Origin of the sequence: Streptomyces sp. NBC_01197 (assembly GCF_036010505.1) — a bacterium.
Lineage (GTDB): Bacteria > Actinomycetota > Actinomycetes > Streptomycetales > Streptomycetaceae > Streptomyces.
In genome coordinates this window covers 2,868,476-2,881,557 of the sequence record NZ_CP108569.1, presented here as the reverse complement: position 1 = coordinate 2,881,557, position 13,082 = coordinate 2,868,476, and the positions used below count along the sequence as shown (strand labels likewise).

Genomic DNA, 13,082 nt, shown 5'->3' with positions numbered 1-13,082 from the left:
TTCCACCCGTGATGAGCCTGACGGGAACCCCGTTCTTCCTCGCCGCGATCGCCATGATGGGCGTCGCGGTGCTGCTGCCCCTGCTGCTGTGGGGGCGCGTGACCGGCCCCGCGGCCGTACGCGGTGCGGCCCGGCTGGTGATGGTGCTGTTCGCGCAGGCGACCGCGGTGCTGGTCGTCTTCGTGGCGGTGAACAACAGCAACGGCCTGTACGACAACTGGGCCGATCTGCTCGGCACCGGCAATCATGTGGTCGCCGCACCCGACCTCGGCACCGACGGCCTCGGCGGGCGGCAGCTGGCCTCCGAACCTCACCAGCGGGCCGTGTTCAAGCCGGTGACCGACCCGCGCATGGGCCACGGCGTGCGCAGCACGGTGCTCACCGGGCAGGTGTCGGGGGTGCGCGGTGAGGTGTACGTCTGGCTGCCGCCCGAGTACCACGAACCCGCCTACCGTCACCACTCCTTCCCGGTGGTCGAACTGCTCTCCGGGTTCCCCGGCACGGCGAAGGCCTGGTTCTCCAGTCTCGGAGCGGAGAAGCAGCTGGCGCCGATGATGCAGCGGGGCGAAGTCGCGCCGTTCATCCTGGTGTCGCCGCGCACCTCACTCCTGGGCAGCCAGGACACCGGCTGTGCCAACGTGACCGGGGTGATCAACGCGGACACCTGGCTGAGCGTCGACGTGCCGCGGATGGTGACCGACACTTTCCGGGCGAAGCACGGAGCGGCCGGGTGGGCGGTCGCCGGGTACTCGGCGGGGGCGCACTGTGCGGTGAAGCTCGCGCTGGCGCACCCCGACCGGTACCACGCGGCGGCCGGGCTCTCCGGGTACAACGATCCGGCGGCCGAGCGCGCCTCCATCACCGCCAGGGATCCCGGGCTGCGGCGTACGAACAATCCGCTGTGGATCCTGCGCCATGCCAAGACCCCGCCGCGCGTCTCCCTCTTCATCTCCGGTGCGCCGCGCGACGGTTACCGGGACGGTCTGGCGCTGCGCGCCGCCGCCAAGCCGCCGACGTCGGTGCAGGTCATCCCGGTGACGGGCGGACACAGTCTGGCGGTGTGGCGCAAGCAGGTGCCTGATGTCTTCACCTGGCTGAGCGCTCAGTTCAGACCGGGGGCCCGCTCAGGCGCATCGATCGGTCACGTGCCCGCGACCGGCCGCGTCGCACCGGCGAAAGGCATCTGATCGATCGGCGCGAGCCTGACCGGGGCGCCGGGGTGCGGGGCGTGGATCATCCGGCCATCGCCCACGTAGATGCCGACATGGCTGATCCCGGAGAAGAAGAACACCAGGTCGCCTGGGGCCAGTTCGGAGCGTTTCACCCGCTGTCCGGAGTTGATCTGGGTGTACGTGGTGCGCGGGAGTGAAACCCCCGCCGAGCGGTACGCGGCCTGGGCCAGGCCCGAGCAGTCGAAGGACGAGGGTCCCGTGGCCCCCCAGACGTAGGGCTTGCCGAGCGCGCTGTAGGCGAAGGCGACCGCCCGCGCCGCCCGGGAACCGGGGGTGGCGACCGGGCCGCGCACGGCCGACCGGTCGGCGGCCTGCGGGGCGGCGGACCTGTTGGCGCCATTGGACTCGTGCTGGGTCTGGTGCTGGGACTCGTACTGCGAGCGCTCGGGTGCCGACAGCCGGGAGAGCAGTGCCTCGGCCGCGTGGATCTTGCTCCGCACGGTGGTCTTCTGCTTCTTCAGGTCCGCCTGCTGGGTCCGCAGCCCACTGAGGGCGGAGGCCGCCTCGGAGCGCAGCTGGGCGAGTTGTCCGATCTGCCGGCGCACCCCGGTGACCTCGGCGGCCTGCTGATCACCGACGCGCTCCACATAGGCGGCCCGGTCCAGGTACTGCGCCGGGCCGGACGAGAGGAACACCTGCAGCGACGGGTCGATGGCGCCGTTGCGGTACTGGGCCGACGCCGTCGAAGCGAGCGCGGAACGCGCCGTGTTGAGCTGCTCCGTCCGGCGGGCGGCCTGGTCGCGCAGGGAGCGCAGCGACTTCTCCGACGCCGCGGTCTTCTCCTTGGCCCCGTCGTACTTCTCGGTAGCGGTCTCCGCCTCCTGGTACAGCTCGTCGACCTGGGCCTTGACCTGCGCGGGTGTGAGGCGCGGCGCCGCGTGGCCGACGCCCTGGAAGGCGGTGGCGGACGCGGCTCCCGCGAGGGTGAGGGTTGCGGCGGTCCGGGCCGCGGGGCCGGTGAGCGGGCGCTGCCTGGGTTTTCGGTGAGCGGCCACGAGGGCGTTCACGTCCTTCCGTACGTCCTTGCGGCGGTGATGACCGACGGCCGCCCGGTTTCGGGACGGCGGTGGGGAGCCGGTCGCCTGGGCAAGAACGCTAAACCTGAGGTTATGGGACCGAGACCTCATGGGACATAGTGGTCGAATCTGGCCGCTGCGTTGCTTTGTGTCTGCTTTATGCGGCCGCTGATGACCGGATCGGACTGGTTCTTGGGGTGCGCTGTGGCGGACGGGCGGCGGGGCCCGTTGTCCGGGGCCGGCCAGTGCCACGGGCGGTCACGGGCGGGCACACAGGCCTACCGGTGGCAGGGACCCGTAGGGCGGTGGCTAAGGTCGAATCCCATGGACGTACTCATCAATGCCGTCGTCGGCCTGCACATCATCGGTATCGCCGCGCTGCTCGGCGGCTTCCTGACCCAGATGAAGGCGATGCGCACCGGCGACGCCCGGTTCGGGCCCGGGATGCTGCACGGCGCGCTGACGATGCTGGTGACCGGCGTGGCGCTGGTCGGCCTGAACCAGGCCGAGGGCAACACCATCAACACCATCAAGATCGGGATCAAGCTGGCGTTCCTGGTGGTGATCCTGGGACTCGTCTATGTGAAGCGTGATGACGAGCGGATCGAGAAGGGCCTCTTCGGGGCGGTCGGCGGTCTGACGATCGCCAACATCTTCATCGCGCTGCTCTGGACCTGAGGAGCGGGCTGCTCCGGTTCTGAGCGCTGTGCTCCGGTCCTGGGCGGGCGGCCCGTGCGGACGGCCCGCCGCGGTCCGGCCCGCCCCGGTACGGCTGACGGCCGGTGCTCCTACTCCCGTACGGCTGACAGCTCGCGCACCGTCGCCATGTCGCTGAACGGGATCAGCTGGTCGCCGACGATCTGGTACGGCTCGCTGCCCTTTCCCGCGACCAGCACGACGTCGGCCGGCCCCGCGGCGGACAGGGCGAAGGCGATGGCGCCGCGGCGGTCGGCGATCCGCTCGAACGGGGTGCCGGTGGCCGTCAGCCCCGGTGTGATCTGGTCCATGATCGCCTCGGGGTCCTCGTCACGGGGGTTGTCCGATGTGAGCACGCACAGATCGGAGTGGGTCCCGGCGATCTCTCCCATCGGGGCCCGCTTGGTGACATCCCGGTCGCCGCCGCAGCCGAAGACTGTGATGACCCGGGCGCCGGCGAAGTCCCTGATGGCGGCGAGCACCTTGTCCAGGGAGTCGGGCGAGTGCGCGTAGTCCACGATCACGGACGCGCCCTGCGGCGCCTCGAACCGCTCCAGCCGCCCGGGGACGGGAGGCATTCGGTCGAGCGCCGCCACCAGACCCGCCAGGTCATGGCCCAGGAGGTGGCAGGCGGCCAGCGTGGCCAGTGCGTTGGCGACCGAGAACCTGCCGGGTACGGGGATCGCGGCTGGATACTTGCGCCCGTCGTGGTGAAGCGTGAACCGCGTACCGAAGGCGTCCATGTCCAGGTCGGTCGCCCGGTAGTCGGCTTCCGCGTCCAGGCCGTACGTACGGACCAGACCCGGCATCATCGCCGGAACCAGCGCGCCGACCGGGTCGTCCGCGTTCACCACCGCGCGCTGGCAGAGCCCGCCGAAGAGCCGGAGCTTGGCGTCCCGGTAGTGCTCCATCGTGCCGTGGTCGTCCAGGTGGTCCTGGGTGAGGTTGGTGAAGACGCCCACGTCGATGAAGGAATGGTCGATCCGGTGGTTCAGCAGGCCCATCGAGGTGGCCTCCAGGACCACGGTGCCCACCTCGTGGTCGCGCATGTGCCCCAGCAGATACTGGAAGTCCGGTGACTCCGGAGTGGTCAGCACCGAGCGCGGCATCGGGATCAGCTCGTCGCCGATCCGGTTTCCGCCCGTCCCGATCACGCCCACTTTCGCGCCCTCGGCGATCCGCAGTACTGACTCCACCATGTACGAGACGGACGTCTTCCCGTTGGTGCCGGTGACGGCCACCATGTCCATCGCCCGGCCGGGCTCCCCGTGGTAGCGCGAGGTGATCAGCGCGGCGGCCTTACGGGTGTCGGCCACCCGCACGACGCAGGCACCGTCCGCCGACGGCCGTACCGCTGCGGGAAGACCGGGCGCGGGCTCTTCAACGAGCACCCCTACGGCGCCGCGTGCCAGTGCGGATCCGATGGCCTCGGGGCCGCCACCCTGGTGCCCGGGCACCGCGATGAAGAGCGAACCCGGCGAGACGCGGTGGGCGTCGAAGCATGCCCCCGCGGTGACCCTCGTCCCCGGATCGCCCAGAAGTACTTCGTGGTCGTGCCCGGCCAGCAACTCGCTCAACTTCACAGGGGTCCTCTCAGGGTGCGGCCGGCTCGCCGATGGCCGCGGGAAACGACACCGGCGGTACGCCAGGGGGCGCGGGGCCGCAGGGAGTAGTGGGGGAGTACGGGGATGCGTGGTGCTGCTGGTGCTGGATGCGTGGAGGGAGGGTGAGATGCGGCCTTGTGCCACGGCGATGCGTTGCGAGAGCCCGCGGAAGCTTCTCGGCCGAGGCTCAGGAGGGGGCCGAGGCGCGGCGGGTCCGCCGGGGGGCGCTTCCTGCGGGTGTGCAGGCAGGGCGGTAAGTGCGGCGGCGGGACAACGGGACGCGCGGGCCTGGTGGGAAAGTTGCTAGCCGTGGCCGTGCAGCGCACGGCAGCGCGCCCGGGGCGCGACAGGACCCGGCGAGCGAGGGGCCCGGACCGGGCACTCCGTCACCGCATGTGTATGTCCCATACGGGGAGTCTACGCGCCGGGAGCCCCGGGTCCTGCGGACCGGAGCGAGCCTTCCGCGAAGCGGCTCCAAGGCGCCCCGCACTCCGGTGCCCAGCCCAAGCGTGTCGCCGGCCTGCCGAATCGCCACCGGCCCCGCGGCCTGCTGCACGACGGCGAGGATGCGCTGGTACCCCGGCGGTACCACCCTTGTCCACGCCCGGCGCGCGGTCCGGGACCAGCAGCACTCCGCGCCGGTCCACCTGCGCAGACGCCGCGCGGTCAACGCCTGTTCCGCGGCGCGACCTGGTACGTCATGCGGACCGGACCTGATGGGGGACGACGAGCTCGTCCCGCTCATGCACTCAACCGCCTGCCGGAACCCAAAGCCCGGTTCCGCAGCCGCGAGCCCATCGAGCACAGGCGCCGTGGCAGCCGTCAGCTGCCGATGGTCTTCCAGAAGCCACACTGGTGTTCCTGGGCGAGATCGGCCGGTTCCGTCTTCCCCGGTTGCAGCGACTGGACGTGCCGGAGGGTTCCGAATCGGGGCCAGGGCGCCGCGCCGTGGCCGTTCGGGTCGTCCGTGTAGGCGAACTGGGCCCAGTAGCGCACCATCGTGTCCGCGAGTTGGCGCTGAGCGGGTGTGGCCGGACCGGGGAGCTGCTCGTCGTCGAAGAGGTACTGCAGCTCACTGCCGTGGAACGCCCCGGTGGGGAAATTGGGTTTCTTGAGGGTGCCGAACCAGGGAGCTTCCTCGTCGTCGAACTCGTAGGCGTAGGTCGGCACTTGCCGGTCCAGGGCCCGGTCCCGGTCGAGGACCGTGCACCCCCAGGCCCAGTCGCTGATGACGGCGGACAGCGCCTCGCCCGGGGACCGGAAGCGGTCGGCGGGGTAGCGGGCCAGGACGTGGGCCGCGTCGGCAGGGGCGAAAAGTGTCTGGATCTGTTGCCGGTAGCTGCCGTCGGTCGTCGTCTGGCCGGTCACTGCTTCGATGGCCGCGGTGAACAGGCGATGTTCGTCCCGGGTCGTTCCCTGAATGACGGGGACCCGCTGGAAGTGGCCGGTGGCGAACCCCTTTTCCGGGCTCACAGGCAGTATGCCGCCGCCGACCGAAGGCCCGGACCCGAGTCCGTAATCGGACCACTTGACGAGATCCTCCACGGGTTCGGCGCGTAGGCAGGCCGCTGCTGTCCGGAGGTCGGAGCAGCCGGCCTTGGCCGCTACGTCAAGCCCGTGCCGCTCGCGCTCCGCGCGCGGCAGCGGGAACCAGGTCGCCGGACCCGGTGACCATCTGCGTCCCGTGCACTGGGCGCTTTGCAGGATCGCCTTTTGGAAGAGACCCGCTGACCCCGGCGCCACGAGATGCGCGCAGACGCTGGTACCGCCGGCCGACTCGCCGAAGAGCGTGACGTTCGCCGGGTCGCCGCCGAATGCCGCCGCGTTGCGCTTCACCCACCGCAACGCGGCCTGCTGGTCCTCCAGGCCGAAGTTGCCCGACAGGTGCTTGGCCAGACCGTGGTCGAGCGCGGGATGGTCGAGGAATCCGAAGATACCGAGCCGGTAGTTGAAGCTGACCACGATCACCTTGCCCGTACTGGCCAGGCGCTGTGCGTCGTAAAGGCTCCCGGCGCCGTTGATGAAGCCGTTCCCGTGGATCCAGACCATCACCGGCAGATTGCGGGCGCTGCTGCGCAGAGGCGCGGTGACGTTCAGGTAGAGGCAGTCCTCACTGCTGCTCTGCTGGTCGATGAGCCCCGCTGCCTGTGCACACCGGTTGCCGGGTGCGGTCGCGGTCCGTACGCCTGCCCAGGACGCAGCCGGCCGGGGCGACGCCCAGCGCAGCTGCCCTACCGGCGGGGCGGCGTAAGGGATCCCCTGGAACATCCGGGTGCCCGTGCCGAGGCGGCCTTCGACCAAGCCGGCGTCCGTCCTGACCACGGTGGCAGGACCGCCTTGGCCGGCCTCGGCGTGATGTGCTTCCTTCGAGCATCCGGCTGCGCCGCTGATCATGGCGCCGCAGAGCAGAGCGGCCAGCAGGGCCCGTAAGCGCGGCCGCACCGTGACCTGCGAACTGCGGCGCCCTGGTGAGGGCGCCCGACCTATGGGATTCACAGACGTTCACGTCCTCAATCAGTTCGTGTGGGGCACGCACTAATATAAAGTGTGGGGCAAGCACAAAGTCAATGCTCCCGTGGACGAGACATAGAGATGAGCTCGATGCCGACAAGTGACGACGAGCGGCTGCCACCTGGCCTCGCCCTGGCGTGGGGGCTGCCCGTCAAGACGGGGCGACTGGGCCGCAAGCCCTCACAGAGCGTTGAGGGAATCGTCGAAGCAGCTGTCGGGCTGGCCGATGCGGAAGGCTTCACGGCCCTGTCCATGCCGAACATCGCCAAGCGGGTGGGGCTCACCGCCAACGCGATCTACCGGTACGTCAGCTCGCGGGACGAACTGCTGGTGCTCGCCGCCGAGACCGCGTGGGGTCCGGCACCGGACCTGGAAACCGGTACGGACCAGTGGCGAGCCGCGGCCGCCACCTGGACGAGGGCAATGATCGCGCGATGCGACACTCATCCCTGGCTGTCCGACCTGCCCATTCGCGGGGCGCCCGCGACCCCGAACCTGCTGCGCTGGACAGAAGTGCTGCTGGAAGCGCTCACCGGCGCCGGACTGAGCTCTGCCGAATCGCTGGGGTGTGCGCTGCTGCTTGACGGCTACGCCCGGCGAATCGCCAGTGCCCGCCGGGATGTGCGCAACAGCAGTGCGGCGCCGGTTCAGTCCGCCGCCGTGACCCGGTTCCTTCAACCGCTCCTGCATGAGCACGGATACCCCATTCTCGCGTCCATGATGACGCAGAACGAATACGACGACGCCATCGGCGACGACGACGTTGACTTCGGCCTGACCCGGATCCTGGACGGCATCGAGGTCCTGATCGCTCGACGAACACAGGAGCGGCCGCCACGGCAGTCATGGCACACGGGCGGGTAAGCGCGGACCTTACCGGCGCAGATCACCGACACGTGATGTCGGAAGAGTCACCCGACGACGGCAGCCGTGCGCCGATGCCGCCTGCGAAACCGGGAGAAGAACGCAATGAAAGGGCCCCACCCCGCTGAGCTGCTGCTACCCGGGCCGCACGCTGCCGGGGATCGGTATGTAGTAGATCGACTCCTCGCGCACATACGCGCCCGGCTTCGGGGCGTGGATCATCATCCCGTTGCCGACGTACATCCCGACATGGCTGATGTCGTCATAGAAGAACACCATCGTCTCCAGCGCCGCGAGCCGCGCCTTCTCCTCGGCCGTCAGCTTCGAGAGCAGGCCGCGTGCCTCGGCGAGTTTCGACTGGATGGCCTCCTTGCTCGTCTTCAGCACCGCCTGCGACGCGGTCGGACTCTCCAGGCCGCGCGCCGCCTCGCCGCGCTCCCGGGCCTCCGACCGCTGCTCCCGGTAGTCGGAGACGGCCTTCTCCTGGCGGTCGCCGAGCCGCTTCATCAGCTGGTCCTGGTCGGAGTACGACTGGGGGTTGTCGGCGGCCGTTCAGGCTCTGGGAGAGGGTTCGGGCCCGTCCGGAAGATCGCCCTACGGTCGGTCCGTGGGGAAGATTGCCGGGTGGTGCGGACCGATTCACCCCGTTGGTGCCTGATGGGCCCCGGCTCCATCTGCCACATGCCGTACGTCACGCATCGCATCGCACGTCGCACGGCAGAGCGGACTCGGCGCGGACCGCTCGTCCCGGCGCCGTTCGCCGAGGGGGGACCGGCGGTCCTGAGCGAGCAAGACAGCCAACTCCTGTGACGGGTGGGAAGGCTGATGTTCGATATGCCCGATACATTTTCGTGACCTTGCCGCCGGCCGCAGGTCGGGGGCCGGGGGCAGACGGGCGGGGGCGGCGGGAGGTGAACAGGGTGACCGGACGTACGGCCCCGGGCTGTCACTGGCTCGGCCTAGACTCGGTGGACGATGAGCAGCCTCTTTGATGACAGCTTCCTGGCGAACCTCCAGCCCCCGGAGGAAGAGCCCCCGCCGCCCGCCGAGGACTCCGCCGGCGGCCACGCCGGAGGGAGCCACTCCCCGGAGGAGGTTCCGCACGACCTCTTCGCCGGTGCGTGGCCCGTCACGGAAGGGGACCCGCCCCGGCGTGACGGGTACTACCGCGACGGCGCCCCGCGCCCCGCCGTGGACCCCGCAGCGCTGCTCGAAGGGCTGAACGCCGAGCAGCGCGCCGCCGTCGTGCACGCAGGTTCCCCGCTGCTCATCGTGGCCGGTGCCGGCTCAGGCAAGACCCGGGTGCTGACCCACCGGATCGGGCATCTGCTCGGCTCACGCGGGGTGCACCCCGGCCAGATCCTCGCGATCACCTTCACCAACAAGGCTGCGGGCGAGATGAAGGAGCGCGTCGAGGAGCTCGTCGGCCCGCGCGCCCAGGCGATGTGGGTCATGACCTTCCACAGCGCGTGCGTGCGGATCCTGCGCCGCGAGTCGAAGAAGCTCGGCTTCACCTCGTCGTTCTCGATCTACGACGCTGCCGACTCCAAGCGGCTGATGGCACTGGTCTGCCGCGATCTGGACCTCGACCCGAAGAAGTTCCCGCCGAAGTCCTTCAGCGCCAAGATCTCGAACCTGAAGAACGAGCTGATCGACGAGGAGACCTTCGCTGGGCGGGCGGCTGATGGTTTCGAGAAGACCCTCGCCGAGGCGTACGCGCTCTACCAGGCACGGCTGCGCGAGGCCAACGCGCTGGACTTCGACGACATCATCATGACGACGGTCCATCTGCTCCAGGCGTTCCCGGATGTCGCAGAGCACTACCGGATGCGCTTCCGGCACGTCCTGGTCGACGAGTACCAGGACACCAACCACGCCCAGTACACGCTGGTACGCGAACTGGTCGGCCCGTCGGGCGAGGGCAGGGCGCCGGGCGAACTGTGTGTCGTCGGTGACGCGGACCAGTCCATCTACGCGTTCCGCGGGGCCACCATCCGTAACATCCTCCAGTTCGAGGAGGACTACCCGGACGCGACGACGATCCTCCTGGAGCAGAACTACCGCTCCACCCAGACGATCCTCTCCGCAGCCAACGCGGTCATCGAGCGCAACGAGAACCGCCGCGCCAAGAACCTCTGGACCGAGGCCGGCGAGGGCGCGAAGATCATCGGCTATGTCGCGGACACCGAGCACGACGAGGCGCAGTTCGTCGCCGACGAGATCGACCGGCTGACCGACGCGGGCGACGCGAAGGCCGGCGACGTCGCTGTCTTCTACCGGACGAACGCGCAGTCCCGTGTCTTCGAGGAGATCTTCATCCGGGTCGGCCTCCCGTACAAGGTCGTCGGCGGGGTGCGGTTCTACGAGCGCAAGGAGGTCCGCGATGTGCTGGCCTATCTGCGAGTCCTGGCCAACCCCGAGGACACCGTCCCGCTGCGCCGGATCCTCAACGTGCCCAAGCGCGGGATCGGCGACCGGGCCGAGGCGATGATCGACGCGCTCGCGCAGCGCGAGAAGGTCAGTTTCCCGCAGGCGCTGCGCCGGGTCGACGAGGCGTACGGCATGGCGGCCCGCTCGGCCAACGCGGTGAAGCGGTTCAACGTCCTGATGGAGGAGCTGCGCACCATCGTCGAGTCGGGTGCGGGGCCCGCCGTGGTGCTGGAGGCCGTCTTCGAACGGACCGGCTACCTGGCCGAGTTGCAGGCATCCACCGACCCGCAGGACGAGACCCGGATCGAGAACCTTCAGGAACTCGCCGCTGTCGCCCTGGAGTTCGAGCAGGAGCGCAGCGACGAGGAGGGTACGGGCACGCTCGCCGAATTCCTGGAGAAGGTCGCGCTGGTCGCCGACTCCGACCAGATCCCGGACGAGGACGAGGACGGCTCCGGTGTCATCACCCTGATGACGCTCCACACGGCCAAGGGGCTCGAATTCCCTGTCGTGTTCCTGACCGGCATGGAGGACGGCGTCTTCCCGCACATGCGTGCGCTCGGGCAGGTCAAGGAGCTGGAGGAGGAGCGGCGGCTGGCGTACGTGGGGATCACACGTGCCCGCGAGCGGCTGTATCTGACACGCTCGACGCTCCGCAGCGCCTGGGGCCAGCCTTCGTACAATCCGGCCTCGCGCTTCCTTGAGGAGATCCCCGCCCAGCACCTGGAGTGGAAGCGCCTGGGCGCGATGGCGGCCCCGGCGGGTCCGACGTCGGGAGTCACCTCGTCGCTGTCGTCCTCGCTGTCCTCTTCACGTTCGCGTGCGGGCTCGGGCGGCGCTTCGGGCTTCGCGACCCGGCGGGTCGGTGACAAGCCGGTGATCACGCTGAACGTGGGGGACCGGGTCACGCACGACCAGTTCGGTCTGGGAACCGTGATGCAGGTGACGGGGACGGGCGCGGATGCCCAGGTCACGGTGGACTTCGGCGACGAACGCCCGAAGAAGCTGCTGCTGCGCTACGCACCGGTCGAGAAGCTCTAGGCAGGGCGGCACCGCTTGGCCTGCCGGCAGGTCCGGCAGGGCCGGGCGGCTTACGTCGGGTTGAGGCCGTGGCTGCGGAGCCACGGCAGCGGGTCGATGGCAGCGCCGCTGTGGGGCCGTACTTCGAAGTGCAGATGCGGTCCGGTCGAGTTCCCGGAGTCCCCGGAGTACGCGATGACCTCGCCCGCCTTGACGGACCCCGAGCGGATCTTGGTACTGCTGAGGTGGCAGTACCAGGTCTCGGTGCCGTCGGGCGACGTCACCATCGCCATGTTGCCGTAGGCGCTGTTCCACTGCGTACGGACGGTGCCGTCGGTGGCGGCCATGACAGGCGTTCCGTAGGAGACGGGGAAGTCGATACCGGTGTGGACGGACATCCAGTTGGTCCCGGCCTGGCCGAAGTAGGCGCTGAGTCCCTTCTGCGTCACCGGCAGGACGAACTTCGGCCGGGCCGCCTCCTTGCGCGCGGCTTCCTCCTCGGCCTTCTTCTTCGCTGTGGCCTGCCGCTGCTTCAGGTCGATGCGCTCCTGCGTGCGGCTCGCGCGGTCGGCGAAGTCGTCGGCCTCGTGGCTGAGGTCGGCGAGCTGGCTGTCCAGCTTGCTGTTGGCGGCCACCGGCTTGACTGACGACGGATCAGCGGCGGCCTGTGTGGCCGTGTCGCTGTCCTTGCCGCTCTCCCCGATCCCTCCGACGGTCGCGGCGGCGACTCCGGCTACGCCCATCACACAGACGGAGGGGACGGCAATGGTCAGCAGCGCGGAACGCTTGGCAGGTGTACGGCGACGACCGCCCCGGCCGCCCGAGGCGCGGCGCGCGGCGGGATGGGGTTCAGGGTGGGGCACGGGGAGCGATGCGGTGGGAGCGGTGCCGTCCGAGGGGGCACCCGCTGTGTGGCCCGACTCGTCAGACAACTCGGGCTCACTGAACTCCGCGAGACCGTCCTGGTCGGCGAACGCCGCGAATTCGGCGGTGTGTTCTGGCAGGGTGGCATCCGGAAGACCGACGGCGGCGAACTGCTGGGTCGCGTGGGGAGTCGCCTCACCGACGGATGTCCAGGCGGTTGCGTCATGGGCAGCGGTGTCGTTGCCGTACGCACTAGTGCCGTATGTGCCGGTGCTGTAGAGGCCGGTGTCGTACGTACCGGTGTCGTACGGGGCGGCGGCGTCGGACGGCGCGAGCCACTGCTGGGTGGTGTCGGCGCTCTCGAACCGACCAGTGATTTTCCCGGCGTTGGAGTTCCAGGCGCTGGCATCCCACTGGCCCGTCGTGTCATACCCGGCCGTGTCCTGACCGGCTACGACCTGCGTGGGATAGCCGTAACTCTGGGGCTGGGGCTGAACCGGCCACTGGCCGGTCGGCTGATACGTCGCGTCGTATCCGAGAGTTCCGAGAGTTCCGTGGGAACCGGTGTCCCACTGGGTGGAGTCGTACTCTCCGCTGTGTCCTGCTGCGTGGGCTGCGTGGTGGTGTGCTTCGTGCGGCTGGGGGGCGTACCTGCCCGGCATATCGCCGAAAAGCGGGTCAACGGCAAAAGTACCGGTGGAGCTGGAGGCGGAGTAATCGTCGTTTCCGACATACCCGGCGTGGGTTTGCTGGTCGTTCACCAACGTCTCTCTCGCCTCGGCAGCAGGGCCCTGCGTCGGGGGCACCCCCGGTGGAAGCAGTGGCGCGACTGTACCCGGCAGTAC

Annotated in this window: 8 protein-coding genes and 1 pseudogene; 4 read left to right on the top strand and 5 right to left on the bottom strand. The window is 69.6% G+C overall.

What is annotated here, in order from left to right:
• Positions 1–11: 11 nt before the first annotated feature.
• Positions 12–1,187, top strand: a complete 1,176-nt coding sequence (locus OG452_RS12975) for an alpha/beta hydrolase (protein WP_327295791.1) — start codon at positions 12–14, stop codon at positions 1,185–1,187.
• Here OG452_RS12975 and OG452_RS12970 read toward each other — a convergent pair.
• Positions 1,142–2,227 carry a C40 family peptidase gene (locus OG452_RS12970; RefSeq protein WP_327299609.1) on the bottom strand — a complete coding sequence of 362 codons (1,086 nt, stop codon included), beginning with the start codon at positions 2,225–2,227 and terminating at the stop codon, positions 1,142–1,144. The genes OG452_RS12975 and OG452_RS12970 overlap by 46 nt on opposite strands.
• A 345-nt stretch (positions 2,228–2,572) precedes the next feature.
• Between OG452_RS12970 and OG452_RS12965 the strand changes: the two genes are divergently transcribed.
• On the top strand, positions 2,573–2,926 hold the full coding sequence (locus tag OG452_RS12965) for a hypothetical protein (RefSeq protein ID WP_327295790.1): 354 nt from the start codon (positions 2,573–2,575) through the stop codon (positions 2,924–2,926).
• Between the two features lie 110 nt (positions 2,927–3,036).
• On the opposite strand, the gene OG452_RS12960 is transcribed toward OG452_RS12965, so the two are convergent.
• Positions 3,037–4,527 (bottom strand): UDP-N-acetylmuramoyl-L-alanyl-D-glutamate--2,6-diaminopimelate ligase, encoded by a 1,491-nt coding sequence (locus OG452_RS12960; protein WP_327295789.1) that lies wholly within the window; start codon positions 4,525–4,527, stop codon positions 3,037–3,039.
• An 843-nt stretch (positions 4,528–5,370) separates the two neighbouring features.
• A complete protein-coding gene (locus OG452_RS12955) occupies positions 5,371–6,990 on the bottom strand; it encodes a carboxylesterase/lipase family protein (protein ID WP_327295788.1) in 1,620 nt (539 codons plus the stop codon).
• Positions 6,991–7,149: 159 nt separating this feature from the next.
• Here OG452_RS12955 and OG452_RS12950 point away from each other — a divergent pair, with 159 nt between their 5' ends.
• The gene (locus tag OG452_RS12950; RefSeq protein WP_327295787.1) at positions 7,150–7,923 is read left to right on the top strand and encodes a TetR/AcrR family transcriptional regulator; all 774 of its coding nucleotides are present in this window, start codon (positions 7,150–7,152) and stop codon (positions 7,921–7,923) included.
• Positions 7,924–8,058: 135 nt separating this feature from the next.
• Here OG452_RS12950 and OG452_RS12945 read toward each other — a convergent pair.
• Positions 8,059–8,469 (bottom strand): annotated as a pseudogene (locus OG452_RS12945) (NlpC/P60 family protein); the annotation flags it as partial.
• Between the two features lie 429 nt (positions 8,470–8,898).
• On the opposite strand from OG452_RS12945, the gene pcrA reads away from it, so the two are divergent.
• Positions 8,899–11,394 carry a DNA helicase PcrA gene (pcrA, locus tag OG452_RS12940; protein ID WP_327295786.1) on the top strand — a complete coding sequence of 832 codons (2,496 nt, stop codon included), beginning with the start codon at positions 8,899–8,901 and terminating at the stop codon, positions 11,392–11,394.
• A 50-nt stretch (positions 11,395–11,444) separates the two neighbouring features.
• Here the strand turns inward: pcrA and OG452_RS12935 are convergent, their stop codons facing one another.
• Positions 11,445–12,899: a M23 family metallopeptidase gene (locus OG452_RS12935; protein ID WP_442810152.1), complete on the bottom strand. Its 1,455-nt coding sequence runs from the start codon at positions 12,897–12,899 to the stop codon at positions 11,445–11,447.
• Positions 12,900–13,082: the final 183 nt, after the last annotated feature.